This window comes from Hymenobacter sp. YIM 151500-1 (assembly GCF_025979885.1).
In the GTDB taxonomy this organism is placed as follows: Bacteria; Bacteroidota; Bacteroidia; order Cytophagales; family Hymenobacteraceae; genus Hymenobacter.
Genome location: NZ_CP110139.1, coordinates 288,005 through 305,000, shown reverse-complemented (window position 1 = coordinate 305,000; position 16,996 = coordinate 288,005). Strand labels below are relative to the sequence as shown.

At 55.9% G+C, this 16,996-nt stretch carries 14 protein-coding genes, 1 tRNA gene and 1 rRNA gene (1 of these 16 only partly in view); 6 read left to right on the top strand and 10 right to left on the bottom strand.

What is annotated here, in order from left to right:
* The 5 genes from OIS53_RS01165 to OIS53_RS01145 form a co-directional block, all read right to left on the bottom strand.
* Positions 1-1,098 (bottom strand): 16S ribosomal RNA (locus OIS53_RS01165) (it extends 416 nt beyond the left edge of the window).
* A 969-nt stretch (positions 1,099-2,067) separates the two neighbouring features.
* Complete coding sequence (locus OIS53_RS01160; protein WP_264680556.1) at positions 2,068-3,339, bottom strand: adenylosuccinate synthase; 1,272 nt, start codon at positions 3,337-3,339, stop codon at positions 2,068-2,070.
* Positions 3,339-3,686 carry an STAS domain-containing protein gene (locus tag OIS53_RS01155; protein WP_264680555.1) on the bottom strand — a complete coding sequence of 116 codons (348 nt, stop codon included), beginning with the start codon at positions 3,684-3,686 and terminating at the stop codon, positions 3,339-3,341. Before OIS53_RS01155 ends, OIS53_RS01160 begins: the two co-directional genes overlap by 1 nt.
* Positions 3,683-4,174 carry a Fur family transcriptional regulator gene (locus OIS53_RS01150; protein WP_264680554.1) on the bottom strand — a complete coding sequence of 164 codons (492 nt, stop codon included), beginning with the start codon at positions 4,172-4,174 and terminating at the stop codon, positions 3,683-3,685. Before OIS53_RS01150 ends, OIS53_RS01155 begins: the two co-directional genes overlap by 4 nt.
* A 143-nt stretch (positions 4,175-4,317) precedes the next feature.
* Positions 4,318-6,525, bottom strand: coding sequence for a RelA/SpoT family protein (locus OIS53_RS01145; protein ID WP_264680553.1), 2,208 nt, complete (start codon positions 6,523-6,525; stop codon positions 4,318-4,320).
* A gap of 298 nt (positions 6,526-6,823) precedes the next feature.
* Here OIS53_RS01145 and OIS53_RS01140 point away from each other — a divergent pair.
* The 5 genes from OIS53_RS01140 to OIS53_RS01120 all read left to right on the top strand — a co-directional run bounded on the left by OIS53_RS01140 (position 6,824) and on the right by OIS53_RS01120 (position 11,036).
* Positions 6,824-6,905: transfer RNA gene (locus OIS53_RS01140), tRNA-Leu, on the top strand.
* A 130-nt stretch (positions 6,906-7,035) separates the two neighbouring features.
* Positions 7,036-8,364 (top strand): trigger factor, encoded by a 1,329-nt coding sequence (gene tig, locus OIS53_RS01135; protein ID WP_264680552.1) that lies wholly within the window; start codon positions 7,036-7,038, stop codon positions 8,362-8,364.
* Between the two features lie 205 nt (positions 8,365-8,569).
* Positions 8,570-9,277 (top strand): ClpP family protease, encoded by a 708-nt coding sequence (locus OIS53_RS01130; protein WP_264680551.1) that lies wholly within the window; start codon positions 8,570-8,572, stop codon positions 9,275-9,277.
* A 258-nt stretch (positions 9,278-9,535) separates the two neighbouring features.
* Complete coding sequence (gene clpX, locus OIS53_RS01125; protein ID WP_264680550.1) at positions 9,536-10,759, top strand: ATP-dependent Clp protease ATP-binding subunit ClpX; 1,224 nt, start codon at positions 9,536-9,538, stop codon at positions 10,757-10,759.
* 142 nt (positions 10,760-10,901) lie between these two features.
* Positions 10,902-11,036, top strand: a complete 135-nt coding sequence (locus OIS53_RS01120) for an AbrB/MazE/SpoVT family DNA-binding domain-containing protein (RefSeq protein ID WP_264680549.1) — start codon at positions 10,902-10,904, stop codon at positions 11,034-11,036.
* 230 nt (positions 11,037-11,266) lie between these two features.
* Here the strand turns inward: OIS53_RS01120 and OIS53_RS01115 are convergent, their stop codons facing one another.
* The 5 genes from OIS53_RS01115 to OIS53_RS01095 all read right to left on the bottom strand — a co-directional run bounded on the left by OIS53_RS01115 (position 11,267) and on the right by OIS53_RS01095 (position 15,531).
* A complete protein-coding gene (locus OIS53_RS01115; protein WP_264680548.1) occupies positions 11,267-11,569 on the bottom strand; it encodes a hypothetical protein in 303 nt (100 codons plus the stop codon).
* 128 nt (positions 11,570-11,697) lie between these two features.
* The gene (gene lpxB, locus OIS53_RS01110; protein ID WP_264680547.1) at positions 11,698-12,822 is read right to left on the bottom strand and encodes a lipid-A-disaccharide synthase; all 1,125 of its coding nucleotides are present in this window, start codon (positions 12,820-12,822) and stop codon (positions 11,698-11,700) included.
* Positions 12,823-12,937: 115 nt separating this feature from the next.
* The gene (locus tag OIS53_RS01105; protein ID WP_264680546.1) at positions 12,938-13,357 is read right to left on the bottom strand and encodes a 6-pyruvoyl trahydropterin synthase family protein; all 420 of its coding nucleotides are present in this window, start codon (positions 13,355-13,357) and stop codon (positions 12,938-12,940) included.
* Between the two features lie 110 nt (positions 13,358-13,467).
* A complete protein-coding gene (locus OIS53_RS01100) occupies positions 13,468-14,469 on the bottom strand; it encodes a FecCD family ABC transporter permease (protein ID WP_264680545.1) in 1,002 nt (333 codons plus the stop codon).
* A gap of 123 nt (positions 14,470-14,592) precedes the next feature.
* The gene (locus tag OIS53_RS01095; protein ID WP_264680544.1) at positions 14,593-15,531 is read right to left on the bottom strand and encodes an ABC transporter substrate-binding protein; all 939 of its coding nucleotides are present in this window, start codon (positions 15,529-15,531) and stop codon (positions 14,593-14,595) included.
* A gap of 160 nt (positions 15,532-15,691) precedes the next feature.
* Between OIS53_RS01095 and rfaD the strand changes: the two genes are divergently transcribed.
* Positions 15,692-16,657 carry an ADP-glyceromanno-heptose 6-epimerase gene (rfaD, locus tag OIS53_RS01090; protein WP_264680543.1) on the top strand — a complete coding sequence of 322 codons (966 nt, stop codon included), beginning with the start codon at positions 15,692-15,694 and terminating at the stop codon, positions 16,655-16,657.
* Positions 16,658-16,996 lie beyond the last annotated feature (339 nt).

Sequence of the window (16,996 nt, the reverse complement as noted above, 5' to 3'; positions counted from 1 at the left end):
AACATAGGGGTTGCGCTCGTTGCGGGACTTAACCCAACACCTCACGGCACGAGCTGACGACGGCCATGCAGCACCTTGCTTTGTGTCCCGAAGGAAAGGCCCATCTCTGAGCCGGTCACGCGCATTCTAGCCTAGGTAAGGTTCCTCGCGTATCATCGAATTAAACCACATGCTCCACCACTTGTGCGGGCCCCCGTCAATTCCTTTGAGTTTCACCCTTGCGGGCGTACTCCCCAGGTGGGATACTTACCGCTTTCGCTAAGCCAGTGACCGTCTGTCGCCACCAGCGAGTATCCATCGTTTACGGCGTGGACTACCAGGGTATCTAATCCTGTTCGCTCCCCACGCTTTCGTGCCTCAGCGTCAGTACCAGCCTAGTCAGCTGCCTTCGCAATCGGGGTTCTAGACGGTATCTATGCATTTCACCGCTACACCGTCTATTCCGCCAACCTCGTCTGGACTCAAGCCCGCCAGTATCCAGGGCAGTTCCACTGTTGAGCAGTGGGCTTTCACCCCGGACTTAACAAGCCGCCTACGCACCCTTTAAACCCAATAAATCCGGACAACGCTTGCACCCTCCGTATTACCGCGGCTGCTGGCACGGAGTTAGCCGGTGCTTATTCACCAGGTACCGTCAGTGTAGGACGCATCCCACTTTTTCTTCCCTGGCAAAAGCCGTTTACAACCCAGAAGGCCTTCTTCCGGCACGCGGCATGGCTGGGTCAGCCTCTCGGCCATTGCCCAATATTCCCTACTGCTGCCTCCCGTAGGAGTCTGGCCCGTATCTCAGTGCCAGTGTGGGGGATCACCCTCTCAGGTCCCCTAAGCATCGTCGCCTTGGTGGGCCTTTACCCCGCCAACTAGCTAATGCTACGCAACCCCATCCGTGACCAATAAATCTTTAACTACCAAAAGATGCCTCTCGATAGTCTTATGCGGTATTAATCCGCCTTTCGGCGGGCTATCCCCCAGTCACGGGCAGGTTGGTTACGCGTTACGCACCCGTGCGCCACTAATGCATTGCTGCATCCGTTCGACTTGCATGTATTAGGCCTGCCGCTAGCGTTCATCCTGAGCCAGGATCAAACTCTCCATTGTAGAAAATCCTGTTCGCTGCTGCCTCAGCAGCAGCCGTGTCTTCTGCGGTGGGTACCCCCCGCCCCGGTCCAGCCTATGGCCAGAGCCCGGACGCAGCGCCCCACGCGCCAGTTCCAAACCGCCCACCCGCAGGTGGGCAGCCCTTACCCAATTGTCTTTTCCAGCTATTCAAAGAACGTCTATCCCCTCCCTACTGGAGAAGATCCAGTGACCTAGCGACCCTAAGCCTTTCTGCTATTCTATTACTACTCCCCCGCCTCCGAGCGAAGCGGGCTGCAAAACTACACCTTCCTGCCGCTTCCCCGCAAGTCCCAAGCAAAACTTTTTTTTGCTCGCCGGCCTGTCGCGTCTCTTCCGTGCAGGCCCGGTGCTTTGGGGAGGCAAAGGTACCAACCTACTAGCCCTTTTCCAAGTTCCCACTCACAGAAAGTCTTACCCCCTTTCCACCAGCAGACTAACCCAAGTCTGATTTTTCACCAATCCGCCTAGCCTACGAGCTCAGCTGTCAGTTGGCTTTTACCAGGAACTGCCTACCCGTTGTTTCCCGCTTCCAATCGAAACGGGCTGCAAAGATACAGTCACTAAATCAACCTATGCAAGCACTGGACTAACTTTTTTTTCTAGCGGCCCAGCGCGGCCAACCGCCTCCGACTGAAACGGGCTGCAAACTTACACCCCCGGCCGTTACTTGCGCAAGCCCCTAAACAACTTTTTTTCTGAGCTACTCGGCTTGAGCCTAGAGGGCGTCAGGGTGACTAACTTCTCGAACCTTGTTTCCGTTCCAAAATCCTGCTGAAATCCTCTCTGATTTATATTATCAGATTGATCGTAAACTTGTTATAAAAATTCATTCTATATTTTCTTTTGGCTGTTGCAGTCTTATATAATCGTTTTCTAACCTTAGAAGTGTGGTAAGTAGCGGACCAACCAAGTGAAGGTGACTCTCTAGAAGATTAGATGTATTGGTGGCTAATTCAGATGCAGAGTGCTGACCCGGTCGGGACCAACACTTACAATGCTGATAGGAACTTCCAGATGTTGTTCTAAGAAGCGGATATAGGCTTTGAGTTGCTGAGGCAGGGCTTGCGTATCGGTTATGGATTGAAGCTGAGTGCGCCAGCCTGGAACGCTGGTATAAATGGGTGTTAGATTCTGAAGGTCGCCGTGGTCTGGAAGATGGTCGGTTTGCTCACCGGTGGGTAGGCGATAATGCGTGCAAACCTGAATCTCGTCGAAATCATCTAAGACGTCGGCCTTCATCAGATGAATTTCTGTTACTCCGTTTAGCATAATACTATAGCGCAGAGCAGGCAAATCAATCCAGCCGCAGCGCCGTGGACGGCCGGTGGTGGAGCCAAACTCGCGGCCAGCTTGTCGAATCTGCTCCCCTACCGCATCGTGCAACTCTGTTGGGAAAGGGCCACTGCCGACGCGGGTGCAGTAAGCTTTGCTGATGCCATACACTTTGTTAATATGGCGAGGTGCAATGCCAAGCCCAGTGCAGGCCCCGGCTACGATAGTGCTGGAGGATGTTACGTACGGGTACGTGCCAAAATCAATATCCAGCATGGATCCCTGAGCCCCTTCAGCAAGCACGTTTTTGCCTTGTTTGAGCAGATCATTCAGCAGGTACTCTGTGTCGGTGAGCTGGAGGGTTCGTAGAAAATCTACGGCAGAGAAGAAGTCAGCCTCCACATCTTTGATTTCGAGGCTTTTACTGTAGAACTCGGCAACTGCGGTGTGCCGGGCGACGGCTTCTTGATAGCGCTCTTGAAAATCGGGCAGCAGGATGTCGCCGACACGTAGGCCAGTGCGGCCAATTTTATCCTGATACGTGGGCCCAATTCCCTTCAGGGTTGAGCCAATCTTGCTACCTCCGCGGGCCTCCTCGCTGATGCGGTCCAAGGCACGGTGCGAAGGCAGGATGAGCTGAGCTTTGCGGGAGATATGAAGATTTCGGCTCCAGTCGATGCCGCGGTCGGTTAGCTTTTGTAGCTCTTGGCGAAACACCATGGGGTCGAGTACAACGCCGTTGCCGACTACGTTCAGAATGTGTGAGTGGAAAATGCCAGACGGCACTTGGTGCAGCACGTGCTTGGTGCCATCGAAAGTAAGGGTGTGGCCGGCGTTAGGCCCGCCCTGGAAGCGGGCCACCACGTCGTAGGTAGGCGCCAGTACATCGACAATTTTTCCTTTCCCCTCGTCGCCCCACTGCAGGCCTACTAGTACATCAACGGGCATTAGTTCGAGGATTTCAACTGTTGGGTGGCGGCTGTCTCGTCATCCGCTACCGAGAAAATAGCGTTCAGCTTGGTTAGCGCCAGCATTTTGCGGGGATGATCGGCGGGGTTGATGAGCAGCATCTCGCCACCGCGGCTGCGGAACTTGGTGAGCAGAGACACTAGCACGCCAATGCCCGTGCTGTTAATGTAGCGGATGCCCGAGAGGTCGACGGCGCAGTGGCGTAGCTCGTCGCCGAGGTGCTGGTCGACGGATTGGAGAAGTTGCTGGGTGTCGGGGCTACCGATAAGGTCGCCGGAAAGGCGCACGAAGAGAATACCGTCTTGAACGGAGGAATCAGTTTTCATTCGGGTAAAGAGCGGGCAGCGGCTTTGGCGCGGCAGTCGCCGCACACGCCGTATAGGTTCAAAGAGTGGTGCAAGATATGGAAGTTGAGTAACTCGCCGACCATGGTTTGGATGCCGTGGATACGGGGGTCGCAGAACTCCACTACCTTATGGCATTCGGTGCAGATAACGTGGTCGTGCTGGCGGTAGCCGTAGCTTTTTTCGTATTGCGCCAGGTTACGGCCGAACTGGTGCTTGCTGACCAAGCCGTGCTCTACCAGCAAATCCAGCGTGTTGTACACTGTGGCGCGGCTCACCTGTAGGCCTTGCTCCTTCATACCGGCATACAATTCTTCTACATCGAAGTGACCGGTGCGCGAGTATATTTCTTCCAGGATAGCATACCGCTCCGAGGTCTTGCGCAGACCCTTGTTTTCGAGGTAAGCGGTAAAAATCTTTTTTACCTCCTCGTACTTCTCTTTATCGAGATGCTTCTCTGTGACAGGCATTTCTGAGTCTTATTATTCAAACAGTAAAACGACAAATGAAACTTGAAACTGATATTCGTGGGTAACAATGAGTGTCTAACCAAACCCGTTTGTCTTATACTGTTTTATACTATCCATTTTTCAGAAAACTTTTTAAGACCAGATCATGAATCAAACCGTTCCACAAGAAGCACTCCGTTCACTTTGGAAAGGCGGTGAATGAGCTTGTTAAGTTGGTCAGTATCATTAACAAACACCATGATCTGGCCCTCAAACATACCATCGATAGAATCGACGGTAATGGAGCGCATATTGACCTTGAGACTGTTGCTAATGATGCGCGTGACATCATTGACCAAGCCTACCCGGTCGGAGCCCTTGATGCGAATCCCAGCCAGGAAGGCTAGTTCTAGCTGGTCGGTCCATTTGGCGCGCACAATACGATTGCCGTAGTTCGACATCATTTGAACGGCCTTGGGGCAGGACGTGCGGTGAATAACGATGCCTTGGTCGGTTTCAAAGCCGAACACATCATCGCCGGGGATGGGGTTGCAGCAGGGCGCAATGGTGTAATCGAACTTGTCGGTCCGCTCCCCTATCACGAGCATGTTGGCGTTGACGCCCCGAATTTTCTGTACCTCATGGTCAAATGCTTTGGGCTGAAGCATAGACGGTAGGCGCGGGGCTTCGATGCTGGGGTCGAAGAGGTTCTTTTGAATTTCGCGGCCATCCACTTGGCCAATGGCTACGCGGTAGAAAAATTCCTGCTGGTTGTGGATGTTGAAATGAGCCAGCAAACGGTTGATATTTTCCTGTGAAGGTTCGACGCCAAGCAGCTCCAGCCGTTTTTCCACGATGTAACGGCCATCCTCGGATTTGGCCCGCTTATCATCGCGCAGCCAGTCTTTGATGCGGGTGCGGGCTTTGGACGTGGTAACGTACTGCAACCATTCCTCCGTAGGCCGCTGCTTCTGCGAGGTCAGAATCTCCACTTGGTCGCCGTTGCGGAGTTGGTAGCTTAGGGGTTGAAGCTTCTGGTTGACTTTGGCCCCGAGGCAGCGCAGGCCAATTTGGGAGTGAATCTCGAAGGCAAAATCCAAGGCCGTGGCCTTGTCGGGCAGGATGATGAGCTTGCCTTTGGGCGTGAAGGCATACACCTCTTTCACGAAGAGATTCTGGCGGAACTCGTCCATGAACTCCAAGGCGCTGGAGTTATTGGTTTCGAGCATTTCGCGCACCTTGTTGATCCACGCTTCCAGCGTCGATTCGGGCTGGGGGGCGCCGGTGTCCTTGTATTTCCAGTGCGCAGCGTAGCCTTTTTCGGCAATGTCGTCCATGCGGCGGCTGCGGATTTGAACCTCCACCCACTGCCCGGTGCGCGACATAACTGTGGTATGCAAGGACTCGTAGCCGTTGGCTTTGGGCGTGCTCACCCAGTCGCGTAGCCGGTCGGGGTTGGGCTGGTAGAAGTCGGTTACGATGCTATACACCTGCCAGCAGGCGGCTTTTTCCTGCTCCTGAGGCACGTCCAGAATCACGCGGATGGCAAACAGGTCGTACACTTCGTCGAAGGTGACGTTCTGTTTGCGCATCTTTTTCAGGATGGAATAGATGCTTTTGGGGCGGCCTTTAATTTCGTAGCTAAAGCCCTGGGACTTCAGCTCTTCATCAATAGGATGCACGAAGTCTTTGATAAACCGGTTACGGGCGGCGCGGCTTTGGCGCACCCGGTTCACCAGCTCGGTGTATATCTCGGTGTCGGTGTACTTGAGGTAGAGGTCCTCCAGCTCGGTTTTGATGGCGTAGAGGCCGAGGCGGTGGGCCAGCGGAGCGTAGAGGTAAATGGTTTCCGAAGCAATTTTGAGCTGCTTGTGCCGCGGCATCGAGTCCAGGGTCCGCATGTTATGCAGGCGGTCGGCGAGCTTGATGAGGATGACGCGCACATCTTCGGACAGCGTGAGCAGCATTTTGCGGAAGTTCTCGGCCTGCTCGGAGGTACCGTACTCAAACACGCCCGAAATCTTGGTGAGGCCGTCCACAATGCGGGCTACCTTGCCGCCAAACTCCCGCTCTACGTCGGCAATTTCCCAGGGCGTGTCTTCCACCACGTCGTGCAGCAGGGCCGCCACGATGCTGGTGGTGCCCAGCCCGATTTCCTCCACCACAATCTGGGCTACGGCCAGCGGGTGCAGAATGTAGGGCTCCCCGGACTTGCGCCGCATTTCTTTGTGCGCCTCCAGGGAAGTGTTAAAGGCCTTTTTGATCAGCTTGGCGTCGCCTTCCTTTAAATAGGGCTTGGCGGTGCGGAGCAGGCGGCGGTAGTGGCGCAGAATTTCCTGGCGCTCTACTTCGGGGTCAATGACAGTGGACATGGTACGCGGGCGGCGCCACGGGCGCCGGGATACTACTTGCTAAGGTACAAAGGCGAGCTAAGCTTTAGCCCAGGCTAACGCAGAATTACCTAGTGGAACACGCAACGCGCCGAGTTGGTGCACCCAGTTGCTCAGGCTGGCTTCACCGCCTCCCTGCTCCGGTACCGACCGGGCTGGCGGCTGGTTTTCGGCGCCGCCGGGCCGGAGGAGTAGAGCCTGGGTGGCGTTATACTTTCTCCCGTTTGATTTTCCGGAACCGTTCCGTAGCTTTGCGCCCCCGAGGCAGACGGCTTCCGACGCGGATGTGGCGAAATTGGTAGACGTGCCAGACTTAGGATCTGGTGCCGCAAGGCGTGTGGGTTCGAGTCCCTCCATCCGCACTCAAAGTTTTGGCTCTGCTTGCTGGAGCCGCCTGTAAACCCTCAACCCACCCGTTGGGGGTTTCTTTTTAACCGGGTTTCGGCCCGGCGCGAATAGTTACAACGTAGTACCCTTAACCGACGACCCGTTTTGGACATCACCCTCGACAAGAAAGACGACCAGCTGAATGCCATCCTGACAGTACATCTCACGGAGGCTGACTACGCTCCTACCGTAGAGAGCAAGCTGAAGGAATACAGCAAAAAGGCGCAAATCAAAGGGTTCCGGCCCGGCAAAGTGCCCGTGACGCTGGTGCGCAAGATGTACGGCAAAGGTATTCTGGTGGAGGAAATCAACGGCCTGCTCAGCAAGGCGGTGGACGACTACATCAAGGAGAATAACCTCAAAATTCTGGGGGAGCCCCTGCCCGTGCCGTCGGACGTCGATTTTGATACCCAGAAAGACTACTCGTTCCAGTTTGAGCTGGGCCTGCTGCCCGACTTTGAGCTGCCCGCCGACCAAGCCGTGTCGGTGGACCGCCACAAGGTGGAGCTGGACGAAAACACGCTGAAAGAAACCTACGAGCAACTGGAGCGCCAATTCGGCGAAACTTCGGAGCCTGAGGCTTCGGAAGCCAACGACTACATCTACGGCAAGCTGAAAAAGGCCGATGAGGAAGGCGAAGGCCGCGTGGTGCTGCTGCCCACCAACAAGCTGAAAGGCGAAGCCGACAAGTTTGTGGGTCTGAAGAAAGATGACACGATAACTTTCAACCTGAAAGAGGCTTTCGGTGGCGACGTAGCGGCTATTGCCAACTTCTCGGGCCTGAGTAAAGAAGAAGCCGAGCAAGCCGAAGGTGACTACACGCTGACGGTGGATAAAATCCAGCGTTCCGCGCCCGCCGAGTTCAACCAGGAGCTGTTCGACAAGGTGTTCGGCAAGGACATCGTCATGTCGAAAGAGGAGTTTGATGAGAAGGTGCGCACCACGGTGCAGGAAAACTACGACCGGGAAGCCGACAACCTGGTAAACCACCAGATCATCGACAAGCTGCTGGCAAACACCACCATCGAAGTACCCAAGGAGTTCTTCAAAAAGTGGCTGGTGCGCGCCAACCAAGGCAAGCTGACCCCGGAGCAGGTGGAGGAGCACTACGACGACTACGAGAAGGAGCTGAAGTGGTCTATGATTCGCAATAAAGTGGTGGCAGAGCAGGGCCTGAAGGTGTCAAACGAGGAAATCGTAGACCGCACCATGCAGAAGATTCTGGGCCAGTTCAACATGGAGATGACGCCGGAGCTGGAAGAGTCGGTACGCAACTTCGCCGACAACTACCTGCGCCAGGAGAACGGCAAAAACTACGTAAACGAGTACGAAGCCATTCTGGCAGAGAAAGTGCTGGAAAACCTCCGCGGCAAAGTTGTTGTTAAGGACAACCCGATTACGGCTGAGGACTTCCGCAATCAGAATGCCGGCTAACCGCTGACATTTTCAGGTTTCAAGACCAACAAAAAAGCCCTTACTTGCCGTATGGGCTTTTTTGTTGGTGGTAGAAGTGAGATGGCAGAGGCGAGAAATGAGACGTTGTTCCAACAACAGTAACGTCGGAACAGCATCTCACTTTTTATGTCTTAGTACTCACTTCTATACTCTCACCTCTACACTACCACTTCTCTTTTCTAACATGCTGAATAAACAAGAATTCCGCAAGTTTGCCGTGAAAGGCCAGGGCCTGAGCGGTTTGGGCGTTGACCAATACATCCAACACGTAGAAGGCCAGACCCGCAACGGCCTCATCCTTCCCACCGGCATGACCCGCTCCGTCATTGAGGAGCGCCCCACGCGCTTTGCTGAAATCGACGTGTTTTCGCGCCTGATCATGGACCGGATTGTGTTCCTAGGCACGGCCGTAGACGACTACATTGCCAACATCCTGACGGCGCAGATGCTGTTTCTGGAGTCGGTAGACGCCAAGAAAGACATTCTGCTCTACATCAACTCGCCCGGCGGCTCAGTGTACGCCGGTTTGGGCATCTACGACACTATGCAGTACGTGAACCCCGACGTGGCCACCATCTGCACGGGCCTGGCGGCCTCCATGGGCGCCGTGCTGCTGGCCGGCGGTGCCAAAGACAAGCGTTCGGCCCTGCCCCACGCCCGCGTCATGATTCACCAGCCTTCGGGTGGCGCGCAAGGTCAGTCGTCGGATATCGAAATCACGGCCCGCGAGATTCTCAAACTCAAGAAGGAGCTGTACGACATTCTGGCCAAGCACACCGGCAAAACCTACCAGGAAATCCACGACAACTCGGACCGCGACTACTGGATGCGCGCCGACGAAGCCAAGGAGTATGGCCTGATTGACGAGGTGCTGGAGAAGAAAGCTTCGTAAAGCAGTAGAAGTAGGACGCTAGAGGTGAGAAGTGAGATTTTATCTAAGCATCTAGTTGTAGAGACAATAAACAATGTCTCACTTCTCACCTCTAGCATCTCACTTCTCTAAAAAGAAAAAGCCCGCTTTGGCGGGCTTTTTCTTTTTAATAGAGACCTAACTCGTCGGCACTATTTTGCTGAGGTGTGGCGTTGGCCTTTTCGTACCTTTGGGAAAGCGACGAAAGTTGCCTTTCCCTATTCTGAGAGTTTTCCGGCAATGGCAGATATAACGTGTTCCTTCTGCGGAAAGAGCAAAAAAGACGTTTCGGTGATGATTTCGGGCATCAACGCCCACATCTGCGAACGGTGCGTGGGCCAGGCCCAGCAGATTCTGAACGAGGAAAATAAGATTCGGGCCAACTCGAAAACGCCCAAATTCAACCTCGTAAAGCCGCGGGAAATGAAGGAATACCTCGACCAGTACGTGGTAGGCCAGGATGAGGCAAAGAAGGTGATGTCGGTGGCGGTGTATAATCACTACAAGCGCCTGATGCAGAAGCCGCAGAAGGACGATGTGGTGATTGAAAAGTCGAACATCATCATGGTGGGCGAAACGGGTACGGGCAAAACCTTCCTGACCCGGATGCTGGCTAACATTCTGCAAGTGCCCTTCTGCATTGCCGATGCCACCGTGCTGACCGAAGCCGGCTACGTGGGCGAGGACGTGGAAAGCATCCTGACCCGCCTGCTGCAAGCCGCCGACTACAACGTAGAAGCCGCCGAGCGCGGCATTGTCTACATCGACGAAATCGACAAGATTGCCCGCAAGAGCGACAACCCCAGCATCACGCGTGATGTGAGCGGCGAAGGTGTGCAGCAGGCCATGCTGAAGCTGCTGGAAGGCACCACCGTAAACGTGCCGCCCCACGGCGGCCGTAAGCACCCCGAGCAGAAGATGATAACGGTGAACACCGAAAACATCCTGTTCATCTGCGGGGGCGCCTTCGTGGGCATCGACCGGATTATCAAGAACCGCCTCAACACCAAGCCCATCGGCTTTGCCAAGACGCAGCTGGAGGAGAAGATGGACACCAACAACTTCTTGCGCTACGTGACGGCCCAGGACCTGAAGCAGTTCGGCCTGATTCCGGAGCTGATTGGCCGCCTGCCCGTGCTCACCCACCTCAACCCGCTGGACCACGCCACTCTGCGCAAGATCCTGACCGAGCCCAAGAACTCCATCGTGAAGCAGTACCAGCGCCTGTTCGACATGGAAGGCATTCACCTGAGCTTCTCGGAGGGTGCTCTCGAATACATCGTGCAGCGCGCCGACGAGTACCGCCTCGGGGCCCGCGGCCTGCGCAGCATCTGCGAAGGTATTATGACCGACGCCATGTTTGACATGCCTTCCGAAGATGGAATAAAGGAGCTAGTAATTGATGAAGACTACGCCCGGAGCAAGTTTGAACAGTCGCCGCTGAAGCAGCTACGGGCGGCGTAGAGAAGCAGGATAAAGAACAGGATATGGATGGCAGGATTCGCGCAGGCGGGTCCTGCTTTTTGTTTATCCGGCTCAGGCTCATTTGAACCGCACTTACTACGCGGCAGTTAGAACAATGTATGTACTTTCCATACTTTACGATATGCAAACCCGAATCATCCGCGTGGGCAATTCTCAGGGAATTGTACTGCCCAAGAAGCTGCTGCAATACCGTTTCTCCGGCGCCGTAGACCTGCGGGCCACCCCTGAGGGCCTGCTCATTGTGCCCGCGGCCTAGCCGGCCCGCCACGATTGGGACGCCCGTTTCGAGGCCGCGCAGGCAGCCGGCCAAGAGCCCGAAGGCGAATTGTTGGAAGGTTTCTCCAACATGGCTGAAGACGACGAATGGCAATGGTAGCCGTAGCTCGCTTCGAGGTGTGGCTGGTGAATTTAGGTTTAATATTAGAGGTGTAAAAACAGTCGATTCTATGTCATAAAAAACTGATATTTACCAATAACTATTTTAAGCTATGCGTTTCTTATTTTATAATAATAATCATTAATTATGCTTTGAAGTTCATCGTCATGCATATGAGAAAGATTATTTCTAACAGCGTTTTGAGCATATGAAGCATGAACATTCATATAGTCATTAGGAAACAGTTCCCTCATAGAATCTGTAACGCAACTTATTATATCAGTTAATATATCCTCAGAAGGCAATCTGCCAGCTTGTTTTTTCTGATGCAGCAGGACATCACAAGCATAAAAAATCACCTCTTTTTCTATATCTGCAATATATACTTTATTCTCTCCTCCTTTATACTTCACTATCGACTGGACATTTTTAAGCAGATCAGACTTAAATGCCTTTTTCCAATCTTCATTGGTTTGGCGACGAACTTGTGTAAATTTTTTTTAAAAAGTCGAACATAGGGTTTATTTCTGTTTCTGATTTTCTATTTATCGAAGTTAGTAGATTTTAGATACCCCACCATCAGCTTCGCCGCTTTCTCCGCGGCGCGCTGCTGCCCTAGCTTCTCACGAATCTCGGCGTAACCGGCTTTTTGCTGGGCGATGAACTGCTCGTTGGTGATGATTTTTTTGAGTTCGGTGACGAGGTTGCGGGCGTTGAAGTCGCCTTGGATGAGTTCTTTAACGACTTCCTTGCCGGCAATGAGGTTGACTAGGGAGATGTAGGGTACTTTGATGACGGCCTTTCCGATGGCGTAGGATACGGCGCTGGTGCGGTAGCACACCACCTGGGGCACGTCGAAAAGGGCGGTTTCGAGGGTGGCGGTGCCGCTAGTGACGAGGGCCGCTTTGGCGTGGGCCAGCAGGTCGAAGGTTTGGTTGAAGAGGATGCGGACGTTGTTACGCTCGAAGTTGGCGTAGTAGTTCGGGTCGAGGTTGTCGACGCCGGCGACGACGAACTGGTAATCGAGGAAGGGTGGCAGGATGGCCACCATTTCGTAGAGCATTTCCTCGATTTCTTGCTTGCGTGAGCCAGGAAGCACAGCAATAATGGGCCGGTCGGGGTCGAGCTGGTTGCGCTGGTAGAAGTCCGTCGATACGGGATGCTCGGCCACGGCGTCGGCGGTGGGGTTGCCGATGTAGTCGACATCGTAGCCGAAACGCTGGTAGAACTCCTGCTCGAAGGGCAGAATGACGAACATCTTATCCACTAGGGCCTTGACCTGATGGACGCGGCCCTGGTTCCAGGCCCATATCTTAGGCGAGATGTAGTAGAAAACCTTGATGCCGTGCTGCTTGGCAAACTTGGCTACGCGCAGGTTGAAGCCGGCGTAGTCCACCAGAATCAGCACATCGGGGCGGGTGGCTAGCAGGTCGCGCTGGCACTCCTTGAGGTAGCCCCGAAACTTGAGGATGCTGGTGGCAGCTTCCCAGAAGCCCATGATGGCCATTTCCTGGTAGTGGTGCACCAGTTCACCGCCGGCTTCCTGCATTTGGTCGCCGCCCCAGCAGCGGAACGTGGCCTCAGCATCTTGCCGGTGCAATTCGCGCATAAGGTTAGCCGCGTGAAAATCCCCGGACCGTTCCCCCGCAATCAGGTAGTACTTCATTTCGTTGAATTAATAATTAATAATTAGCAATTAAGAATTATTGCAATCAGAATTACTGATGTTTCATATAGTGAGCTCACCAGCCAATTCTTAATTACTAATTCCTACTTATTAATTACTCCTCTCCAAAGTACTCCACGAAATTGCGGGGTGTTTCGTAGAGCTTGATGCTGTGCAGGCGGGCGGGAGAAATTCGTTCAATTTCGGGCTGCAGGATTTTCCAGAAGGCAATAGCCAGGTTTTCGGTGCTGGCCATCTGGCCTTGCATGAAAGGCACATCGATATTCAGGTTCTTGTGGTCGACCTGCTCAATAACGTGCCGGCGAATGACGGTGCTAAGCTGCTTGAGGTCGATGACAAACCCGGTTTCGGGGTCGGGTTTGCCTTTCACTGTCACGATAAGGTCGAAGTTATGGCCGTGCCAGTTGGCATTGGCGCAGGGGCCGAAGACTTCCCGGTTCCGCTCCTCGCTCCAGCTGGGATTGTAGAGCTTGTGCGCCGCATTGAAGTGCTCCTGTCGGCTGATGTAAATCATTGGTAGGGACTTAGGGGCTTGGGGACTTAGGGACTTAGGATTTATCTACGGCTCCAGTGTCTACTACTAGAACGTTGTCCAAGACCCTAAGCCCCTAAGTCCCTAAGACCCTAACTGCCTTGTTTTCGCAGCAAATATACGAAGAACGGTACGCCGAACAGGGCGGTAATCAGCCCAACGGGCAGGCCGGCGGGCGGATACAGCACCCGGCCCAGCAGGTCGCAGAGCAGCAGAAAGTTGCCGCCGAGCAGGGCGCAGAACAGTAGGTTGGCCCTGTTGGTAACGCCCAGGACCCAGCGCGTAAGGTGGGGCACCATCAGCCCGACGAAGCCCACCGGACCACACAAGGACACCACACAACCCGTGAGCAAGGAGGCAGTGAGCAGCAGAATCCAGCGGGTGCGGGCCACGTGCACACCCAGGGCCTGGGCCCGCTCCTCGCCCAGCAGCAAGATGTTAAGGTCTTTTTGCACCGCCACGAATACCAGCAGGGCCCCCAGCAGAGCTGCCGCCGGATACGGTAGCACCGCCCAGCTGGCCCGCTCGAAGCCGCCCATGGCCCAGAAAGTGATGGCGCGCAGCTTTTCCTGAGAGTTGGCCAGAAACGTGAGCAGGCCGCCCAGCGCCGTGGTGAGTGAGCCTAGGGCCACCCCGGCCAGCAGCAACTGAGCCGGTATCAATTGCCCTTGTCGGGTACCCAGCACTACCACCACCAGCGTAGTGCCCAGGGCCCCGGCCAGGGCCGCCAGTGGGGGCAGATACACGCCTGCCAGCGTCAGCGTCGGCACAAACGCAAACGTGAGGATGGCGCCCAAGGCCCCGCCCGAAGCCGTGCCCAGCAGATACGGGTCGGCCAGAGGGTTGTTGACCATGGCCTGCATGAGGTAGCCGCTAAACGCCAGTCCGCCTCCCGCCAGCAGGGCCAGCAGCAGGCGGGGCAGCCGCAGCTCCACCAGCACCAGCTGGGCCGGGTCGTGGGGGTTGTAGTGCAGAAACGCCTGCCGGATGAGGCCGTAGCTGGTGTGGTAGCTGCCCACGCGCAGGCCCAGGGTTAGCAGAGCCGCCGTCAGCAGCAGGCTAGCCAGTATCCAGGGCAGGGCGGGGCGGGTCATGTAGTAGAAGTGAGAGGTGAAATATGAGAGGTGAGAAGCAAGACTTCTAATCCTTATGTGCTCTATGCCCTTGTATCCCAGCCTCTTTCGCGTGTGAGGTGGCGCATCAACAGCCGAAGCTACTCACTGAGCTGCTGGTTCGCTTAGAATGCGCCGCAGCTCCCGCACCGACTCGACGACCCGCGGGCCGGGGCGCTCCATGAGGTTGCCGGTAATGCCGAACACGCGCCGGGTCTGGTAGGCCCGGATGCGCTTTAGCTCGGGGTAGTTGCGGAAGAAGGTGCTGTCCAGCTTGCCGAAGCTGCCTCCAATCAGCACGTCGGGGTTAAGCTTGAGGATGTACTCGCGGGTAAGAGCTGGATAGGGCTGCGGAAACTTCTCCGTAACGGCGTTCTGCCCCCCAGCCAGCCGGATTTTGTCGGTGAACAGGGTATTCTGGCCGTACACGTAGATGGGGTCCTGCCAGGTAATGGCCAGCACCCGCGGCGGCTTCCCTCCTACTGTTGGTGCCGGCCCCAGCTGCCGCAGCTCCGTGCGCAGGGAGTCGGTGAGGCGGCGGGCCTGGGGCTCCCGGCCCAGGATACGGCCCACCTGCTCCACTCCCCGAAACACATCCTCAACAGTAGTATAGCGCTGAAAATACACCGGAATACCCAGCTCGGCCAGGCGGGCCGCATCGTCGGGCGTGGTCATGCCCTCCACGGTAAACACCACCTCGGGGCGCAGGGCCACCAGCCGCTCCAGGTCCAGCGGGTAGGTGTTCAGAACGGGCTTGGTGCGGACAGCGGCCGGAAAGTCGCAGTTCTGGGTGCGGGCTATGATGGTGGCGGTGTCGGCTACGGCGTAGAGCATTTCCGTCATGGAAGGCGCCAGGGCCAGGATGCGGCGGGGCCGGGCCGGTACCGTTAGTTGGCGGCCCAGGCCGTCGGTGAGGCGCTGGGTAGCGCCGGGGGCGACGGTGTCGGTAGAAGCGGCATCGGGGCGGCAGGCGGCGGAGGCCAGCCAGGCTACTGCGCCCGTGCGGCGTAGTACCGGCGCGGCCAGTCGGAGCAAACGAAGCATAGGCCAAAGGTAGGGTACCCGGCCGTAGCAACGAGTACCCTGAGGCTGTGCTCCGGCCCGCGAGGAAATCCGTGCAGAAATTACTCTGACGGGCCAAAGCACAACTTCGGGGGTGCTCGTTCTACCGGCTCCTTGTTACCTTTGGCCAAACGCAACGCTTATGATTGTCGTCACCGGAGCGGCCGGCTTTATTGCCAGCTGCCTTGTTACCCGCCTCAACGCCGCCAACTTCAACGACATCGTGGTGGTGGACAACTTCAACGTGGAGCGCAAGCTGGCCAATCTGAAAGGCAAGCGCCTGCGGGAGTATGTCGACCGGGAGGAGTTTTTCGATTGGCTGGATGCCCACCAGGAGCAGGTAGAATTCATTTTCCACCTGGGGGCCCGCACCGATACCACCGAGCAGAACCGGGACCTGCTGAACACGCTCAACCTGGAGTATTCGCAGCGGATGTGGCAGGCCTGCTGCCGCTATCAGCTGCCGTTGGTGTACGCCTCCTCGGCGGCCACCTACGGCTCCGGCACGCTCGGCTACTCCGACGACGACGCTCTGCTGCCCCTGCTGCGGCCGCTTAATCCGTATGGTGAGTCGAAAAATGACTTCGACAACTGGGCCGTGCAGCAGGCGGAAAAGCCGTTTTTCTGGGCGGGGCTGAAGTTTTTCAACGTGTACGGCCCCAACGAGTACCACAAGGGCCGCATGGCCTCCGTGATTCTGCACGCCTATCGGCAAATCCAGGAAACCGGCTCCATGACCTTATTTCGCTCCCACAATCCCAACTATGCCGATGGGGAGCAGCAGCGCGACTTTGTGTATGTGAAAGACGTGGTGGAGGTGTGTATGTTTCTGATGCAGACCCGGCGGCACTCCGGCATCTACAACCTGGGCACCGGCCAGGCTCGTACCTTCCTTGACCTGACGCTCAACACCTTCGCTGCCCTCGACCGGACCGCCGACATCCGGTTCCGCGACACGCCTGAAGACATCCGCGACACTTACCAGTACTTCACCCAGGCCGATATGAGCAAGCTCCGCAGCATTGGCTACGACCGGCCCTTCACGCCCTTGGAAGACGGTATCCAGGATTACGTGCGCAACTACCTGGTTCCCGGCTTGTATTATTGACTCTAAGCAGCGGTTGGCGTTGCGCCACTAGGTCGGTTACACAGCGTAGAGATGCCGCAACAACTACTGCCAAGCGCTTCTACGTTCTGAGTGGTGTGAGCGGGTCGCTCAGCAGAGCTGTCTTGCCGGGCCGTTGACGCGTGAAACCTGCCTCAGTTGGCATCCTTCCGCTTATTTGCCCCGCTGTTCGTCGTATCGGCAGCGGGGCTTTTCGTTGCCTGGATAGCGTAAGCAGCTTTATGAACGGCATGGAGGCGTAACAGCTGGAGTTTGGTCGTCTGCGCCGCTACAACAAAGGCTGTTCGGGCGGGGTCGGTCGGTGACGAGACTGTAGCCAGT

Bases quoted from the DNA above. Each gene is read 5' to 3' on its own strand.
- OIS53_RS01100 (WP_264680545.1), bottom strand. From the start codon at position 14,469: ATGACCCGCCCCGCCCTGCCCTGGATACTGGCTAGCCTGCTGCTGACG.
- lpxB (WP_264680547.1), bottom strand. From the start codon at position 12,822: ATGAAGTACTACCTGATTGCGGGGGAACGGTCCGGGGATTTTCACGCG.
- OIS53_RS01095 (WP_264680544.1), bottom strand. From the start codon at position 15,531: ATGCTTCGTTTGCTCCGACTGGCCGCGCCGGTACTACGCCGCACGGGC.
- OIS53_RS01120 (WP_264680549.1), top strand. From the start codon at position 10,902: ATGCAAACCCGAATCATCCGCGTGGGCAATTCTCAGGGAATTGTACTG.
- rfaD (WP_264680543.1), top strand. From the start codon at position 15,692: ATGATTGTCGTCACCGGAGCGGCCGGCTTTATTGCCAGCTGCCTTGTT.
- OIS53_RS01160 (WP_264680556.1), bottom strand. From the start codon at position 3,339: ATGCCCGTTGATGTACTAGTAGGCCTGCAGTGGGGCGACGAGGGGAAA.
- OIS53_RS01155 (WP_264680555.1), bottom strand. From the start codon at position 3,686: ATGAAAACTGATTCCTCCGTTCAAGACGGTATTCTCTTCGTGCGCCTT.
- OIS53_RS01145 (WP_264680553.1), bottom strand. From the start codon at position 6,525: ATGTCCACTGTCATTGACCCCGAAGTAGAGCGCCAGGAAATTCTGCGC.
- clpX (WP_264680550.1), top strand. From the start codon at position 9,536: ATGGCAGATATAACGTGTTCCTTCTGCGGAAAGAGCAAAAAAGACGTT.
- OIS53_RS01105 (WP_264680546.1), bottom strand. From the start codon at position 13,357: ATGATTTACATCAGCCGACAGGAGCACTTCAATGCGGCGCACAAGCTC.
- OIS53_RS01130 (WP_264680551.1), top strand. From the start codon at position 8,570: ATGCTGAATAAACAAGAATTCCGCAAGTTTGCCGTGAAAGGCCAGGGC.
- OIS53_RS01150 (WP_264680554.1), bottom strand. From the start codon at position 4,174: ATGCCTGTCACAGAGAAGCATCTCGATAAAGAGAAGTACGAGGAGGTA.